Source organism: Salsuginibacillus kocurii DSM 18087 (assembly GCF_000377705.1).
Classification (GTDB): domain Bacteria; phylum Bacillota; class Bacilli; order Bacillales; family Marinococcaceae; genus Salsuginibacillus; species Salsuginibacillus kocurii.
Genome location: NZ_KB898627.1, coordinates 345758 through 363215 on the forward strand (window position 1 = coordinate 345758; position 17458 = coordinate 363215).

Consider the following 17458-nt stretch of genomic DNA (forward strand, 5'->3'; position numbering starts at 1 on the left):
CCTCCTTCAGTAATTTATGGCGTTTCTGCCAGAGAGGCAGAACGACAAACCTAACTTTTCTTTATTAGCACTCGTGTAGGATGAGTGCTAATACCACTTATAATAATAAAACGTTCATTTTTGTTTTGCAAGGGGTTACGCTCAATTTTTTCCTACTCTTTTTTAACCACCCCGACCATCATTCCCTTCACATTCAAACATAAACATATATTTCCTTCTTTCCTCTTGAATAATGGCTCTTGCGTGCTTCAAAAAGTTCACTTATGATACAATATTTTTTGTTAAAACTTATAGGGGCCCTGATTGCTTACGGTCACCCAAGGAGTACGAGGACGTTGAACAAACGCTATTGGTGGATAATTGTTGTTTATGTGTTGATGCACCTTTCCGGTATTATTGGCCTGCCTCTTTTAATGGTAGGGTTTGGTTATGATGAGCTTCAATCAGTCGTAGTCTGGACGCTTTTCAGCTTTCTTGCCGCTTTAGTCATTATTTCTCTTCTGCTCTTGCCTGACCGGCATGAAGCACGGTTAAACGATGATAAAGCAGGACCAGGCAGCACAGTACTATGGATTGTGCTCGGATTTTTCATGGCCGTTTTTGCTCAATATTTAGCGGTCATTCTTGAGACGACTTTATTTGGCGTGGATCCAGAGTCGGAAAACACCCAGCAGATTCTTGCCTTTATTGAATCGTTTCCATACTTTATCATTGCTGTAGCTATTATCGGGCCTATTCTTGAAGAGCTCGTTTTCCGAAAAGTTATTTTCGGCGCGCTTTACAAACGGATGAACTTCTTCTGGGCAGCCTTCATCAGCTCACTTATTTTTGCGGTGGTTCATCTCGATTTTGAACACCTGCTCGTTTATATGTCCGGCGGCTTTGTATTTGCTTTCCTTTATGTGAAAACAAACCGAATTCTCGTGCCTATTATGGCGCACGTGTTGATGAACAGCTTAGCAGCCATCGGCCCTGAACTTGAAGAACTCGAGGAAAACATACAACTTATCCTCGCTTGGATCGGAGGATTGTTCTAGTGAAACTATCACCAAAAACGATGGGCACTCTCTACATGGTGCTTGCCGTCATGTTTATCTTTTTAGCCATTCAAACCACCGCGGTGAACGGCTGGAACATTTTATCGTTCTTATTTGCCGCCTTTGCCGCAATTGATGTCATGATTGCCATGCGTTTTTATCGCAGCAAGCCGTCAAACAATGATTCAAATTCATCCAATTGAATCAATTTCATCATTCAAAATAAGATGTTCAAATCCAAATAATGAATGTGACCTTCACTTCAGATGGACGCTTTCCCGAGGGCTTGTCTTCAGACTGCGCTTTTTCCTCTGGGAGTCGCTGTCTTACGTTTCAGCCACTTTTGAAATTCCGTATAGTAAATAAAAATCAATAGATTATTCGTTTTATTGCTCATAAAACGTCATTATGAAATTGATTCAAATAACTAATGAAAAAATCAGCCGCGACTTGTTTTGCGGCTGATTTTCTCGTTTATTATGCATAATAGACACAGAATCCGATATATTGCAAAAGCGGGCATTTTCCAATATAACGGAGATGTGCTCCGCTAACCTTTCTAAATTGACCAATCCAAAGCTGAAGAGATGTCCGTAAGCGTAATCTTTCTTCTGTCACTCTCACTCTTTTTTTGCTGCTGCGGTTATTTCCGCATTTGATTCCTTCGCTTTCTTTCCCAGGAAATAACCGGCGGGTATCGAGAGAAGCGTAAGTATGCCCACGATCATAAATGCTTCATTAATAGACTGTAAATTTGCTTGTTCCACGTTACCGTTATTGGCGGCAAACAATTGCGAGCGCCGGACTTCAAAGTAGATGGATACAAATACGATACCAATCGCTGAGCTCATTTGCCTAAAGACGTTGTTCATGGCAGAGCCACGAGAAATGATGTGTTCGGGAATGGAATTCATTCCAGCAGTCGTAGCCGGCATGCCAAAGCAGCCCATCCCCATGCCGCGGACCGCCATTAGAAGAAACACCCACATAAGCGCCGTTTCCAAGGTGAAAAAGCCCATAGCAACCGTTCCTAAACCGGCAATCGCAAGACCAGCTGGGAAGAGTACTGGCCCAAAGCCCCGATCTAACAAGCGGCCACCGATTGACATAAACACCCCCGTTAACAACGCAGACGGAATAAATACCAGGCCTGTCATAATCGCATCATATCCATACACCGACTGGACGAGCAGCGGAACGAGGAAGATGCCTGAAAAGAGCCCAATCGAGGAAAGCGCCGTCACCCAAATGCTAAGCGCATAGGCCGGGATTTTTAATATAGATAAATCCAATAGTGGTTCCTTTACGCGATTTTCGATCTTAGTGAAAATGTAAAGACAAGCAGCCCCGAAGATGATCAAGCCTATATTCAATGGATTTAGCAAGTGTTCGAGTTCCGATATGTTTCCAAATGAAAACAAGATCGAACCGACCCCGAGCGTGACAAAAATAAATCCATAGCGGTCAAAACGGATGGAAGGGTTCGTCTCCACTTCGCGCAAATAATAGGCGGCAAAGCCCAGGGCTATTAAACCGAGCGGCACATTGATCAAAAAGATATAATGCCAGCTGGATAATTCCAAAATCACGCCGCCAAGCGTAGGGCCGATCGCAGGCGCCACCATAGCAGCAACCCCCCATGTACCAGTCGCAAGCCCGCGTTCTTCACGCGGAAATGCTGCAAAAATCAGCGCCATCGAAAGCGGCATCATAATGCCCCCGCCAATACCTTGCAGCCCACGGAATAAAATAAGCGAACTTAGACTCCAGGACATGCTGCCAAGCAAAGAGCCCAGCACAAATAAACAGAGGCCAATTAAGTAAAGTTTTTTCTTGCCAAATCTATCACCTAAATAACCTGTGACCGGCATCACCATGCCCATCGTTACCATAAATATCGTAATCACCCAGCCGGCCGCTACCGCATCCGCATCAAAAATCTCCATCATATGCGGCACAGCCGGATTTAACATACTATTATTTAAAATTAACGTAAAAGTTCCTAATAGAAGCGCAACTACAACGACCCATTTATTTGGAATACGACCCATACTCTATCCCACCATTTCGTTTAACGAAAGACTCTTTTTCTACTATATCATGAGTATAAATCCCACGCCCATTAGAAAAGCGGAGCGGGCTTGCTCAGCGACGCAGAGCCCTTCTCTCCCACCGAGGAGGCTGTGGCCGCCGCAGTGTGGGGAAAAGGGATCTCAAGTCGGTAGCCCGCGAAGCTGGACAGAAAAGCGGAAAGCGGCGCTCAGGGGCGACAAGCATAAGACGTGCGGCGCCAAAGTCGCTTTTTGACTTTGAAGGCGAACGGCTTATGACCTCGAGCCCCTGCCGCTTGAAGCTGAACAGAAAAGCGGAGGGCGCCTGAACATTGGCGAAGAGCCCTTCTTCACCGCCGAGGAGGCTGTGGCCGCCGCAGGGCGGGGAAAAGGGATCTCAAGCCAATGGCGCCCGTAGCTAGACATGGAAAAGCGAAGCGGGCTTGCTAAAACACGGTACCTTTTCCGAATATATGGCTCTTTACTAATCATTCTCCAGGAAATACTAATCATTCTCGGCTAACTACTCAGTTTGGTCAGCGGATCGCCATACAATTTGCTTACGCTTTTTGGCGAAGCGCTCATTTGATTCACAATATGCTCAAGTTCCATTCCTATCCCTCGCATAAAAAACGCCCCGCCCTTCTCCACTGAAAGAGAGGGTGAGGCGTTTCTTTATGACTCATCCTGATTCTGTTCGCTTTCGATTAATTCCTGCTGCCGCTTTTCTTCTTCTTTTAGCATGCGCTTGTACGTTAAGCGGGAGATGATGATGCTGATTTCATATAAAAGCAAGAGCGGCACGGTGACCATCAGGTGTGAGACGATCTCGGGTGGCGTGATAAAACCGGCAATTAGGAGCAGAACGAAATATGCGTATTTGCGAATTCGGCTCAGAAAGTCCGGGGTTACGAGTCCGAGTCGGGTTAAGAACATGATCACGACCGGAAGTTGGAATAAAAATCCAAAAGGAACCGTGAGTTGGAATAAGAAAGCGAAATATTCATTGACCCCGTATTGTTCGGTAATGCCGAGTTGGTCAGCTAAGTTGCTGAGAAAATCGATTACAAACGGGAACAAGATGAAAAATGAAAATGAGAGTCCGATCAAAAATAAAATGACTGCGATTGGTATATAAGCGAGTGTGATTTTGCGTTCTTTTTCCAGCAAGCCCGGGCTGATAAAGGCCCAGATTTGATATAAAATAATCGGGAAGATCATGATTAGTCCGGTGAAAAACGCGAAATTCACATACACCTTAAGCGGGTCTGTTAAATTAAACGCGTTCATCGGGAACTCTTCCGCTTGCGGGATATCTTGTAAGTAACTGATCATAAATGGCGCAAGAAAAAAACCGGCAATCATCGCGGCCAGCATCCAAGCAGCCACAATGATCAGCCGTTTTCTCAGTTCACCAATATGGTCGACGAAGGACATATCCTTTTGTTGCATCGAACGTAGCCCCTATCCGTGATGATCCTGCTTATTTTGGTTTTTTTGTTTATCTGTGGTCTCATCGTCATCCACAAGGTTCTTGGTGGCACTCTTAAATTCCCGCAATGTATTCCCTGCTGCTCGTCCAAGTTCTGGCAGCTTCTTTGGGCCAAAAATGAGCAGGGCCACAATGACTAAAAGAGCAATACTTCCTGGTCCTAATGTTGGCATACCTTCCACCTCCTGCTCCAAATTATTCGTCCTCTTCGAGAGGATAATTTCTCATAAAATAAACAAGCGACTGCAGTTCTACCGATAAGTCAATATGATGCATCCGCACCTGCGGCGGTACCGAAATCCTTGCTGGAGTGAAATTTAAAATGCCTTTAATTCCGCTCTCTACAAGCCTGTCCGCCAGTCCTTGCGCTTTCGCAGCGGGAACCGTCAAGATGGCTACTTCTGCATCATTATCCATTTCTTCTTGCAGGTGGTCCAAATGCTCAATTTGAACGCCGCCAATTTCTTTCCCGATTAACTCTTCGCGAATATCAAAGGCGTTTACGATCATTGCATTGTTGTTCTTGGAAAAGTTGTAATTGAGAAGCGCTGTTCCCAAATTACCCACCCCAACGAGAATGACCTTCGTTATTTCATCTTGGTCCAATGCCTTTCGAAAAAAGGATAACAGATACAAGACGTTATAACCATACCCCTTTTTGCCAAGCGCGCCGAAATAGGAAAAATCACGTCGAATCGTAGCAGAGTCGACCTTAACGGCATCACTTAATTCTGTTGAAGATACGCGTTCTTTTCCCGACGCATGTAAGTTCTCGAGGAACCGATAGTATAACGGCAGGCGTTTCGCTGTCGCTTGCGGAATCTTTTGCTGATCGATTTTCATCTCAACATCCAACCCATCCACAAATGAAATGACGTCTATCTTGAAAACTAAAGTGTGTGCGTGTACGTCTAGTCCGTATGACTTCATTATACATGATGAAGACCCATAAAGAATAGGCAGAAACATTTTCTGTGTGTCTGTTCACAAAGCTGCCATTTTTCTGCTTCTGTTTTTCCTTGCGCGTAAATCATGTAAACTAGAGAAAGATTCTTTTCTCTCAAGCTCTGTCCCTCTCCTCAGCCAAGCGTCGCGCAACAGAGTGCTGCCGGCCACGGGAGGACGAGTGTAGTCTACTTATTAACATAAGCGAAACTGAACTTTTTATCAAATCAGGCTTTGGAACGTAAAGGCCAATAAATAAGGATGTATGCGTCATGATTGCTTTACAAATTGCAAATGTCACGAAATCGTTCGGGGCAGAAACGATTCTGGATCAAGTGAAACTAGAAGTGAAGGCGAAGGAACGGGTGGCGCTGGTTGGGCGCAATGGCAGTGGGAAGTCGACGTTGCTTAAGATTATTGGTGGTTATCTGCCGTATGATTCGGGCGAGATTATTATGCCGAAAGAGTCGAAGATGGGCTATCTGGCCCAGGATACCGGGCTGGAATCTGAGCGTACGATTTATGAAGAGATGCTTGGTGTGTATGAAGATGTGATTAAAATGGAAAAGCGTATTCGCAAGCTGGAAGAAAAAATGGCTGACCCGGATGTGTTTAATGACCCTCCGGTGTATGAAAAGGTGCTGGCTGACTATGACACGTTGCAGCATACGTTTGAGCAAAAAGGCGGCTATCAGTATGAAGCCAATATCCGTACCATTTTGTCCGGCTTGAATTTTGGCCACTTTTCTTATGATACGCCTATTCCAGCTTTAAGCGGCGGTCAGAAGACGCGGCTTGCGCTCGGGAAACTGCTGCTCTCGAAGCCGGAGCTACTCATTCTGGATGAGCCGACCAACCATTTGGACATTGAAACGCTCTCGTGGCTGGAAAACTATTTGAACAGCTATGAAGGTGCCTTGTTAATAGTCTCCCACGACCGCTACTTTTTAGACAAAATTGTTACGAAAGTATATGAAGTTTCGCGCACGAAGATCCACAACTTCAACGGGAACTACAGCTATTATTTAGAAGAAAAGGCGCGGCGCTATGAACAGGAAATGAAGGCGTTTGAAAAGCAACAGTCGGAAATTGCCAGGCTTGAAGATTTCATCGCCAAAAATATCGTGCGCGATTCTACTTCTAAACGAGCGCAGGCCCGGCGCAAGCAGCTTGAGAAAATGGATCGCATCGACAAACCAGACGGCGCTGAAAAATCTGCGAAGTTTAGCTTTGATATCGAGCGCCAGAGCGGCAACGAAGTGTTAAACGTCCATGACCTGACGTTTTCCTATGATGCGGGCGCGCCTGTCATCCAAGATATTGACCTGCAGCTGAAGCGCGGTGAGCGCGCGGCTTTACTCGGCCCGAACGGCACCGGCAAATCAACGATTCTGAAGCTGTTATTTGGTGTGTTGCAGCCAGACAGCGGTGACATCCGTTATGGCAGCAAAGTATCACCCGGCTATTACGAGCAGGAACAAACGCAGCTCAATCCGAAGAAAACCGTCTTAAATGAGTTGTGGGACGAGCATCCACAAACGCTTGAGAAAGACATCCGCACTATTCTCGGCAACTTCCTCTTCAGCGGCGAAGACGTCCTTAAATCCGTCGCCGACCTGAGCGGTGGTGAACGCGCCAGAGTCGCCCTTGCCAAACTGATGATGGAGAAACCGAACCTATTAATTTTAGATGAACCAACCAACCACCTGGACCTTGATAGTAAAGAAGTGCTTGAAGCGGCGCTAGCCGAGTATCCCGGCACCATGCTGTTCGTCTCCCATGACCGCTACTTTCTCAACCGGATCGCGACTCGTATTCTCGAACTGCAGCCGGACGGGAGCCTGCAGGAATATATCGGTGACTATGACTATTATTTAATGAAAAAAGAAGAAGAAGCCGAGCGTGAAGCGTTGCGAGCGGAACGAGAAGCACAAGAAAACGCACGGAACGGCGGCAGCAAGGGGGCCGTGGCTAGTGCGGGTACAGGGGCAGGCGGCGGAGCCGACAAACAAGCCTTCCTTGAAGATAAAGAACAAAAACGCGAAGCACGCAAACGCCAACGCAACATCGAAAAAGTCGAAGCCAATATCGAACAACTAGAAACCGAAACCGCCGAACTGCAAGACTCCCTATATCAACCTGACATTATGGAAGACTACGAAAAAGCAGCCGACATCCAGACCACCATCGAAGCCAACCAGGCCGAAATCGAACGCCTCATGGAAGAATGGGAAACCCTTCAGGAAGACTAACACTGAAGGGTTTCTTTTTTATCCATAGGGAAGGGAACGGCATGCGCGAGCGGACGGCCAACAGATTCGAGGGATAAGTCGTGATTTTTGAAGAATGATCAGTATTTAGCTGAGAATGATGAGTAAAAGTTCTAATTCACAGAAAAGAAGCGTCGCTAGGCGAGCCCGCTACGCTTTTCTTTGTCTAGCTACGGCGCTTAGATGCTCGAGGTTTTTTCTAGTCCTAACTCCGCACAGCAGGCTGTGCTGCGCAGTTCTAGAAAAACTTGTCGCCCCTGAGCGCCGCTTTCCGCTTTTCTGTCTAGCTTCGCGGGCTAACGACTTGAGATCTCTTTCTCCCACACTGCGGCGGCAACAGCCTCCTCGGTGGGAGAGAAGAGCTCTGCGTCGTTAAACGATCCCGCTCCGCTTTTCTGTCTAGCTACGGGCGCCATTGGCTTGTGATCCCTTTTCCCCACACTGCGGCGGCAACAGCCTCCTCGGTGGTGAAGAAGGGCCCTTCGCCAATGTTCAGGCGCCCTACGCTTTTCTTTTTGTCAATGGTTTTTTGGTGAAACGTTTGTTCTTATCCACACTATACACAGAGTTATACACACTAAAAACCGTTATTTTTCAATGTGTTTGGGGTTTATACACAGAACGACCTACTTATCCACAGATTTTTTGTTAACAACTTGAGAGCTTGTGAACGGGGAAAATTGTCGTTTTTTCACACTGTCCACAAGTATGTGAGTAACTGTGGATGGGGATAGTTATGTGCTGATGCAGTTTACAACCCTTGTCATCATAGAGTTTTAGCAGGTAGAGTATTCATACAATTTTGATTTCTGATCTGGTTTGTCCACAGGGACGAATATATATGTTTATTTTCTTTGGACACCACAAAGGAGAACAGTGGCCTTTGTGCCTGTGGACTACTTCCACAGGTATCAGGATGCTTCTCTTGAGACTGTTGATAAATTCAAATGCATTTGGAAGCGCTGCGGACGCAGCGCCTCCTTTTAATGTTTTGTACACCCGTTTCCATTTGATCGGTTGGGGGCACTGTGCATCCGAGAGGGTACACTGCGCAAGAACACTCGTACACTGTGCAACCAAACAGGGTCACTGCGCACACAGAAGACGCCACTGTGCAAGCCTGTCTCTTCACTACGCAACGAAGTAGGTTCACCGCGTAAAGCAGGCCAATATTGCGGCTGGTTGGCTGTTCATCATGTTCCTTTGTATGTAGTCTGCTTTATTGGTTGTGGCGTGCCGAATACACCTTGTGGCGTGAACCGGATGTATTGTTGCGTCATGCCCTTTTGTTGTGGCGTCTACACTGCCAGTTGTGGCATGACGCTGAAAGGATGTGGCGTGGCATTCGTTTGTTGTGGCGTCACTCAATTCGTTGTGGCGACGCCATTCCGCTTCCCACCATAACCAATTCTCTCTGAAAAAAAGAAATCCCGCAGAGCTGACCGCTCCACAGGACATTTGCTCTATATATTCTTTATCGCTTCACCGCGCTGAGGGGCAAACACCGAAAAATCACTAATACAACGGCAAACTCGGGTTCGCGTTTAGTGCCATGTCGGCTTGGCGGCCTTCTTTGCCGGCGACGTACGCTGCGGCGCCGATCATTGCTGCGTTGTCGGTGCAATATTTGAGCGGTGGGATCGTCAGTTTCAGGCCTTCCTCTCCCATCGCGCGCTCTACTTCCGCGCGCAAGCCACGGTTCGCCGCGACACCACCGGCCACAAGCACGTGCTCGACTTCATATTCGCGAGCGGCCGCCACTGTTTTGGTCACGAGCACGTCAATGACGCTACCTTGAAAGCTCGCCGCCACGTCGGCCGCCTCCAATGTCTCCCCTTTTTGCGAAGCATTGTGGAGCTTGTTGATCACCGCCGACTTCAAACCGCTGAAACTGAAATCATATGAGCCCTGCTCCAGCCAGGCGCGGGGCATGTCAATCGAGGCTTCACCTTCAGCCGCCAATTTATCCACAGCCGGCCCGCCTGGGTACGGAAGCCCGAGCGTGCGCGCCACTTTGTCATACGCTTCGCCGACCGCGTCATCGCGCGTCTCACCGATAATTTCAAACGAGCCTTCTTCGGCGGCATACACCAATTCCGTATGCCCGCCCGAGACGATTAACGCAAGGGCCGGATATTGAATCGGCTCAATCAACTGATTCGCGTAGATATGGCCGGCGATATGATGGACAGGGATCAACGGAAGACCACACGCGAAGGCGGCCGCTTTTGCCGCGTTCACCCCGACTAAAAGCGCGCCGACAAGGCCCGGCCCTTCCGTCACTGCGACCGCGTCCACATCTTCCCACGTAACGTCCGCTTCGCGCAGCGCTTCTTCCATCACCATCGTCATCTGCTCGACGTGATGCCTGGACGCAATCTCCGGCACGACCCCGCCAAAGCGCTTATGGCTTTCGATCTGCGAGGCGACCACATTCGACCACACTTCGGTGCCGGCATGCACGATGGCCGCTGCCGTTTCATCACAGCTTGTCTCGATCGCCAAAATAGTCTTCCATGCTGAAGAACTCGTCTTCGCCATCTCCCTCACCTCCATCTTCCAAGCGCGCCCACATCACAAGCGCGTCTTCTAAATTATCCGTGTAATACTTTTTGCGAATGCCGCCCGGCTGAAACCCGAGCTTATCGTACAGCCCCTGCGCCGTCTCATTCGAAACCCGTACTTCCAGGCTAATTTGCTTGGCCCCCAGCGTCTGGGCAAGCGACATCCCATGCCGCAGCAGTGCCTCGCCAATACTGCGCCCGCGCCTGGACGAATGCACAGCAATGTTGGTAATATGCGCATCATCAACAATCACCCAAATGCCGCAGTACCCAACAATCTGTCCGTTTTCCTCAGCCACCAAATAATTGGCAAACTGATTCGAACGCAACTCATTCACAAACGTCCCCCGCGTCCACGGCAACGAAAACGCATCATGCTCAACCCGCAACACACCCTCAATATCCTCTTCCTTCATCAACCGAATCAGCACATCACTACTCATCATCCGCACCCGCCTGGCTCGCCAGCCACTTTTTCTCCGCTTCCGCCAACTGCACATACGCCGGCGCAAACGCATGTGTATCCACTTCCGGCTCACGCTCCATCCCAAGCCGAACAAGCTCCGCCGGCCGCATAAACAGATTCGCCTCATCCGCAAACAGCGCCCGCTCACCGAGCACATCCCGAATTACCTCCTGATGCTTCAAAACATCCGGACTGAGAAAGAAAACCGATCCGTCTCTCTCCTTCAAACGCCGAGCGAACTCTTCCATTAGCACAATCTGGTCGGCTTCGATCGACTGCAAGGCAGCTCCACCGTGGTAGAGACCGGTATACACCTGACCTCTCCGCGCGTCAAAAAACGGGCAAATCCACCCCGGAAACAGTTTGGCGTTTGCGGCAAGGGTTTCCAAACTCGAGACGCCCACAATCGGAATGCCGAGTGACCAGGCCAATGACTTGGCCGTGCCGACCGCAATACGAACCCCCGTATACGAGCCGGGGCCCTTTGCTACGACAATCCGGTCCAACTCCGCCGGGCTCATGCCGACTTCATTCATCAGTTCTTCCACCGCCGGCATCAGGCGTAGCGAATGGTTTTTTTTCAAAATAGTCGTACGCTCTGCCATCACCTGGCCGTCTCTTGCCAGTGCGACGCCAGATGCGTACGTTGTTGCATCTATGGCTAACACATTCATAACGTTTCAAGCTCCTTGCTTAAGTCAAGATAGCGCTCGCCGCGCGGGGTTAAAGTGAAGTGCCGGGCCGTCTCGCCGCTGCGGCGGATGTCAATTGCTAAATACTCGCGCGGCAACTGGTCTTCCACGCGCTCGGCCCATTCGACCAAGCTCACGCCGCTGCCTTCAAAATACTCCTCCAGCCCGAGCTCTTCGCTCTCTTCTTCATTGAGCCGGTAGACATCAAGATGATAGAGCGGCAGCCGGCCCTCGTATTCTTTTACGATCGTAAACGTCGGGCTGTTGACCGTACGTGTGACGCCAAGCCCGGCCGCGACCCCTTTAGCAAAATGAGTCTTGCCGGCGCCGAGATCACCTGCCAAGGTAACTACCGCACCGGCAAACAAACGCTCACCGAGCTGCTTCCCCAGCGTAAGCGTCTCTTCCACGCTTTTCGTCTCTATCTCAATTCGTTCCATTCGACGTTCCTCCAAAATGATTATACCCTCTCGCGCGCAGCTCTTCCAGCCGTGTTTCCTGCGCTAAATAAACACCGCTGCCTTCCTCGACGCGGCCGACCACCATAAGCTCTAGCCCGAGCGCACGCGCTTTCTCTAGGCTATCTTCACTCATCGTGCCGCACAGTTCAAAATCTTCGCCGCCAAATAGGGCCAAGTCGAGCGCTTTCTCTGGAGGGTGAATCGTTTTTAATGCCGGGTGGGCCGGAAGCTTGTCACCTTCTAGCACGAGAGATACCCCGCTTGCGTCCGCAATCTCACCAGCCTCACTGGCTATGCCGTCACTCACATCATTCATCGCAATCCGTGCCTCGACCTGCTGGAGCGTCCTTGCTTCCTGCACGCGAATCGGCGGACGCTGGTGCGCACGCACGAGTTGTTGCTCTTCCTCCGTAAACGAATGGGTCCGGGTGTGAGCAAGCAACAGGTCCAGGCCGCCGCCCGAGCCGCCAAGCGTCCCGGTCGTAAAAACGAGATCTCCCGGCTGCGCTGTCCGCCGCAAGAATGCGCGCCCCTTCTCTACTTTCCCCATAACTGTCACGCTAAGTACGAGCGCATCTTGGGCGGAGACAGTATCGCCGCCGATTAAATCCATTTCCAGCTGGTCGCCAAGTGCGCGCATGCCGTCGTAGAGTGCGACCAGATCATTTTCCTGCCAATGCTTCGGTACCGCCGCAGAGACGAGGTAATAAAGGGGTATCCCGCCCATGGCCGCGATGTCGCTCACATTCACGGCCAAGCCTTTATAGCCTATATCGGCAAGCGAAAGCGTGTCGCGGGTGAAGTGGACGCCTTCAACCATCGTATCAACGCAGACGACCGACTCAAACGCCGAATCTGTCTGCAGCACCGCCGCATCGTCACCAATCCCTTCCCGGACGCCAGCCTGATGAAATTGGGACGGCGCCACCCGCCTAAGCCATGAAAACTCATCCTTCAACGTCTCTCTCTCCTTTGACCGATTGCTATCTTTCCTCTAGTGTACCGCACAAACGCAAAAAACACGTAAACTTTTCAACTGGCTGATGAGGGCGTTCGTTTCAAATCGCATTAAAAAAACGAAACAATTGGTATTGTTCCGTTGTTGGTTGAATTATGTAGAATGTTAATATTTATTATTTCAAGTTGTACGTTGTTGGTGTGCTTAAGAATTGCTTTTATATGATCTCGATCTGTTGCCTATCAACGTAGTCTCGATCAAATATTATGGTTGCACCCTTGGCACTGCTATGTTCCTTCGCACTGAAGTATTTCCACCGTAGTGTCAGTCACATAAATTGGTTGCACCTTAGTACTACTATATGCTTTCGCATTGATGGATACTCGACGTAGTGTCAAGCAAGTATTATGGTTGCACTTTAGTACTACTATATGATCTCGCTCTGTTGCATATCAACGTAGTCTCGATCAAATATTATGGTTGCACCTTAGTACTCCTATATGCTTTCGCAAGGAAGTATGCCCAACGTAGCATCAAGCAAACATTATGGTTGCGGGGGGAGGATTTGAACCTCCGACCTCCGGGTTATGAGCCCGACGAGCTTCCAGACTGCTCTACCCCGCGATATTATTAAACGGTGCGCTTCAACGTCACAAAAATAATAATAACAGACAGAACGTATTTGCGCAACACTTTCCCTAAAAAAAGTTTTGTCGAATATTAGTTAGCTTCTTTTAATTTTCCCTTTACACGAATGTGACAAATCTGTTACATTATATATACATAAATATTCGGATAATTCAAAACTATCAGGAAAGGAGCGTGATAGTGTGAAGGCCTTACGCTATACAAAAGCATTCTTCCTTGCTTACGTGGCCTTATTAGCCACTTTCATCTTTCTACCCGTCCTCCTATTCACTGATAACATCGCAATGTATCAAAACCTGCAAAACTTCTTCCATTCTTAAATGTAATCACAGTGTTTCCCTCACCGCTTACCCCCTGCGGTGAGTTTTTTTCTTTGTTGGGCAAAAGACTTGGGCAGGTGTGCTATTAATAGAGAAAGGAGAGAGTGTGGCGTCACGCATGCGGCGTGCCGATTGGCTCCATTTGACCCCGATTCAGTGCAGAGTGGCTCCAGGAGAAGGCGCGCTCCCCACCTATTCCGTGCAAATCCCAATCGCTATAAAGCAGCGTTGCGTCCGCAGCGCTTCATTACAGCAGTGCTTAAATGCTGTTGCGCTGCCTACGCAGCGCTACCGATTGGATTTAAGTTCTTTATTACTTCTTTGGAGAGGAGAACGCCCCAGTGATTGTGGCATCACAGCTCTGGGTTGTGGCGTGACGCCTATTTGTAGTGGCGTCACTTTTTCCACTTGTGGCGTGACACCTATTTATTGTGGCGTCACTCCTTTCAGTTGTGGTGTCAGACCTATTTATTGTGGATTCACGCTTATTAAGTGTGGCGTGACGGCTGACTAGTGCGGCGTGACATAGTTTCAGGAAGGCGTCACGGTCCATAAGTGCCTCGGCCCGGCCCTGGAGTTTCGCGATTCCCCTCGAGTGCGTCCTTTCTCCAATAAGTACACCGCCTCCTCCCTACTTACGCCACCCCGCCTATTCCGCTCCAATCACCATCGCTATATATCAGCGCTGCAACCAGCAGCGCATCATTATGGCAGTGCTTTCATGCTCTTGCGCTGCCTACGCAGCGCCTCCTTCTCCCTTTCCCCGGCCTAAATTTCTCCTCATTCTATCTGGTTGATGTACGCTCTATCCCCTGATTTATCGCTTTTCCGCCGGCTTATTAAATAAATTAATAATTGTCTTCGCGTTTCTCAATCACCACGCTCCTTCATCTTCCGTTATTATAAAAGTAATCACACGTTGCGTTTTCGTTCGAAAGGGGGACACCAGATGACAACACTTTATAAAAAATCCTTAAATATATTTCCTGGATTACTTCTTTGTTTTGTTGTGATGATGGGAGCCATGTTTGCTGCGGACGTCCTCGGCGCATGGATCAATCAGCTTCAAGGCTTGCCTCAGGATGGCAGCAGCCCAATCTCTTCCATCTTTATCGCGATCATCGCCGGGCTTATTATTCGTAACTTCTTAGGACTGCATGAAGCTTTTAAAGATGGAGTCAATTTCTCAGTGAAAGTTGTCCTGAAGTTGGGCATCATTCTGCTTGGGATTCGCCTTAGTTTTTTAGATGTTATTACCCTCGGAGCATGGGGGATCCCAATTATTCTTATCTGTGTAGTAACAGGTGTCATGGTCACCTTGTGGATTACGACAAAAATGCAGCAATCCCACCGCCTTGGCACATTAACTGCAGTAGGAACCGGCATCTGTGGTGTTACCGCTATTGTCGGAACGGCACCGGGCATTAAAGCAAACGATGAAGAGATCGCTTACGCCGTCGGTAACATAACTATTTTCGGAATATTGGCAATGTTTTTATACCCCTACTTGGCTCATTTATTGTTTGCGGATGATCCTGTTCGTGCCGGACTTTTCCTCGGCACCTCTATCCATGAGACCGCTCAAGTTGCCGGTGCGTCACTGATTTATGATCAAATGTTTCAAATGAACCAAGTTGTTGATATTGCAACCATATCCAAATTAACACGAAACACCCTTTTAATCGCGGCTGTACCGATCCTTTCCTATTATTATATAAAGAAAAGCGGCCGCGTCACCGGCCAGGGGAGCAACGTAAAAAAATGGTACCAACTAATTCCGCTGTTTGTCATCGGCTTTTTACTAATGGCTGGCGTGCGCACGATCGGGGATTCCGGAGTGGAAGAAAACCAATTGGCGTTCGGCCTCTTCTCGCCTGAACAATGGCAAACATTGGCTGATAGTTTAAGTACGATCGGATCCACCTATTTCTTAGGAATTGCGATGGCAGCAGTCGGCCTGTCCACCAACCTGCGCCTCTTTAAAAATCATGGCATCAAGCCGTTTTATGTCGGCATGGCCGCAGCCTTAACCGTTACGTTGATCAGTGTATTGATGGTGTATATCTTAGGAGGGTTGATTGATTACTAGTTCATTCCTAAAAATCTTTTAGCCTTTTCTTCTGAATATTGTGTATAATGAAAGGGCATCCACAAATAAATATTAAAGGCTTTCCCTCGAAGAATAGCTGCTTAACAGCTTGTTATTTTTCAAGGGTTGCTCTTGTCTTCAACCAACCATTATGCTTGCACCTAGGGTCAGAACATGTTTAATCAAATCACTGCATACTGCGCTAAAGAAAAGGTGAAAGAAATGAACAATGATCAATTACATTCTTTTATAACTGTAGCTCAAAAAAAAAGCTTTTCTGAAGCCGCCCGTATTTTATACGTATCTCAACCTACCATTACCTCTCAAATTAAAGCACTAGAAAGCGAATTAAACACTTCTTTATTTATCAGAACAAAAAAATCCGTTGAGGTCACTCCAGCCGGCGAAATGTTACTGGAATACGCCCAACAGATTTTGGACTTGCAAGTGCAGGCTAAAAACAAACTCGCCAGTTTAGAAGACGAGCTGCAAGGGACCTTGTTTGTAGCAAGCAGCTTAACGATCGGTGAAAGTGTTCTCCCTATGCTGTTGCACAATTTCAAATCCAGGTTCTCGTATGTAAATTTAAAAACAGACATTACAAACAGCCAGCATATCGTAAATATGATAAAAAACGGAGAACTAGAAATTGGTTTAATAGAAGCGGAGTTAAGAGAACCTGCCCTTAATATTGAACCGTTTATGGATGATGAGTTAGTTTTATTCTCTCATTGTAATTACTTTTCAGAAGACCGGGACGCTATCTTACTTAAAGAACTCACTTCTGTACCGATTGTCATGCGGGAAGAGGGATCAGGAACACGAACGGTCATTCAAAACCACTTAAAAGAGCTTGGCATTCCACCAGAAAAGTTAAATATTGTGCTGGAGTTAGGTAGTACCGAATCGGTAAAAACGGCTGTGGAATCTGGTATTGGCGTTTCTATTCTTTCTAAAAGTGCGATCCGCAAAGAACTTAATGCTAACATTTTCCAAACTTTCCCTATAGAGGACGTTACTTTGGGTCGCCAATTTTATTTAGTATATAAAAAGAACAAAACGTTATCTCTTATTTCTCAAAGCTTTTTTGATATTGTTATGGAAAACAAATTTACCACTCCCAAGTTGCCAGGAGGATGGCATTAATAGAACATCTGTAACCAATCACCCTGCCACTTTCACTTTTAAAGAGGCCTGCATTTCATTAGAGTGACCCAATAATATGAGACAGGAAAAAACACCCCCTAAGTCGTATGTAGTATTAAATCGACATTTTAGGAGGTGTTTTTCTTTATGGGTAAAAAACAGTTTTATCCTGAAGAAGTTAAACAAGAAGTGATTCGTTTGAAATTGTCCGGTGAATGGACGAATCGAGAAATTATGGAGAAGTTCGGTATCAAAAGTAAAACTCAGATCAAAACATGGATGAGATGGTATCGAGAGGGTGAAAATCACAGACTAGCTC

15 protein-coding genes and 1 tRNA gene are annotated in these 17458 nt (G+C 47.7%); 6 read left to right on the top strand and 10 right to left on the bottom strand.

Going from position 1 to position 17458, the window contains the following annotated elements:
• Window positions 1-335 precede the first annotated feature (335 nt).
• Together D469_RS0112055 and D469_RS0112060 are read left to right on the top strand one after the other, a co-directional pair.
• A complete protein-coding gene (locus D469_RS0112055; RefSeq protein ID WP_018923649.1) occupies window positions 336-1037 on the top strand; it encodes a CPBP family intramembrane glutamic endopeptidase in 702 nt (233 codons plus the stop codon).
• Window positions 1037-1240 carry a YdiK family protein gene (locus tag D469_RS0112060; RefSeq protein ID WP_018923650.1) on the top strand — a complete coding sequence of 68 codons (204 nt, stop codon included), beginning with the start codon at window positions 1037-1039 and terminating at the stop codon, window positions 1238-1240. The genes D469_RS0112055 and D469_RS0112060 overlap by 1 nt, the downstream gene beginning before the upstream one ends.
• A gap of 417 nt (window positions 1241-1657) precedes the next feature.
• Here the strand turns inward: D469_RS0112060 and D469_RS0112065 are convergent, their stop codons facing one another.
• From D469_RS0112065 to D469_RS0112085, 4 genes are all read right to left on the bottom strand, one after another.
• The gene (locus tag D469_RS0112065; protein WP_018923651.1) at window positions 1658-3088 is read right to left on the bottom strand and encodes an MDR family MFS transporter; all 1431 of its coding nucleotides are present in this window, start codon (window positions 3086-3088) and stop codon (window positions 1658-1660) included.
• Between the two features lie 675 nt (window positions 3089-3763).
• Window positions 3764-4540: a twin-arginine translocase subunit TatC gene (gene tatC / locus D469_RS0112075; protein ID WP_018923653.1), complete on the bottom strand. Its 777-nt coding sequence runs from the start codon at window positions 4538-4540 to the stop codon at window positions 3764-3766.
• Between the two features lie 12 nt (window positions 4541-4552).
• Window positions 4553-4753 carry a twin-arginine translocase TatA/TatE family subunit gene (locus D469_RS0112080; protein WP_018923654.1) on the bottom strand — a complete coding sequence of 67 codons (201 nt, stop codon included), beginning with the start codon at window positions 4751-4753 and terminating at the stop codon, window positions 4553-4555.
• 22 nt (window positions 4754-4775) lie between these two features.
• Complete coding sequence (locus D469_RS0112085) at window positions 4776-5423, bottom strand: redox-sensing transcriptional repressor Rex (RefSeq protein ID WP_018923655.1); 648 nt, start codon at window positions 5421-5423, stop codon at window positions 4776-4778.
• Window positions 5424-5797: 374 nt separating this feature from the next.
• Between D469_RS0112085 and D469_RS0112090 the strand changes: the two genes are divergently transcribed.
• Window positions 5798-7777, top strand: a complete 1980-nt coding sequence (locus tag D469_RS0112090; RefSeq protein WP_018923656.1) for an ABC-F family ATP-binding cassette domain-containing protein — start codon at window positions 5798-5800, stop codon at window positions 7775-7777.
• 1533 nt (window positions 7778-9310) lie between these two features.
• Here the strand turns inward: D469_RS0112090 and tsaD are convergent.
• The 6 genes from tsaD to D469_RS0112125 all read right to left on the bottom strand — a co-directional run bounded on the left by tsaD (window position 9311) and on the right by D469_RS0112125 (window position 13560).
• Window positions 9311-10336 (bottom strand): tRNA (adenosine(37)-N6)-threonylcarbamoyltransferase complex transferase subunit TsaD, encoded by a 1026-nt coding sequence (gene tsaD, locus D469_RS0112100; RefSeq protein ID WP_026286221.1) that lies wholly within the window; start codon window positions 10334-10336, stop codon window positions 9311-9313.
• Window positions 10278-10790 carry a ribosomal protein S18-alanine N-acetyltransferase gene (gene rimI / locus D469_RS0112105; protein WP_338053735.1) on the bottom strand — a complete coding sequence of 171 codons (513 nt, stop codon included), beginning with the start codon at window positions 10788-10790 and terminating at the stop codon, window positions 10278-10280. The genes tsaD and rimI overlap by 59 nt, the downstream gene beginning before the upstream one ends.
• 4 nt (window positions 10791-10794) lie before the next feature.
• Complete coding sequence (gene tsaB / locus D469_RS0112110; RefSeq protein ID WP_018923660.1) at window positions 10795-11499, bottom strand: tRNA (adenosine(37)-N6)-threonylcarbamoyltransferase complex dimerization subunit type 1 TsaB; 705 nt, start codon at window positions 11497-11499, stop codon at window positions 10795-10797.
• Window positions 11496-11957 (bottom strand): tRNA (adenosine(37)-N6)-threonylcarbamoyltransferase complex ATPase subunit type 1 TsaE, encoded by a 462-nt coding sequence (gene tsaE, locus D469_RS0112115; protein WP_018923661.1) that lies wholly within the window; start codon window positions 11955-11957, stop codon window positions 11496-11498. Before tsaE ends, tsaB begins: the two co-directional genes overlap by 4 nt.
• Window positions 11944-12936, bottom strand: coding sequence for a thiamine-phosphate kinase (gene thiL / locus D469_RS0112120; RefSeq protein ID WP_018923662.1), 993 nt, complete (start codon window positions 12934-12936; stop codon window positions 11944-11946). The genes tsaE and thiL overlap by 14 nt, the downstream gene beginning before the upstream one ends.
• A gap of 547 nt (window positions 12937-13483) precedes the next feature.
• Window positions 13484-13560, bottom strand: a tRNA-Met gene (locus D469_RS0112125).
• A 1293-nt stretch (window positions 13561-14853) separates the two neighbouring features.
• Between D469_RS0112125 and D469_RS0112135 the strand changes: the two genes are divergently transcribed.
• From D469_RS0112135 to D469_RS20280, 3 genes are all read left to right on the top strand, one after another.
• A complete protein-coding gene (locus D469_RS0112135) occupies window positions 14854-15993 on the top strand; it encodes a YeiH family protein (protein WP_018923663.1) in 1140 nt (379 codons plus the stop codon).
• A gap of 174 nt (window positions 15994-16167) precedes the next feature.
• Window positions 16168-17139, top strand: coding sequence for a selenium metabolism-associated LysR family transcriptional regulator (locus D469_RS0112140; protein WP_083910799.1), 972 nt, complete (start codon window positions 16168-16170; stop codon window positions 17137-17139).
• 147 nt (window positions 17140-17286) lie between these two features.
• The coding region (locus tag D469_RS20280) for a helix-turn-helix domain-containing protein (RefSeq protein WP_018923665.1) at window positions 17287-17458 on the top strand (172 nt) is incomplete at its 3' end.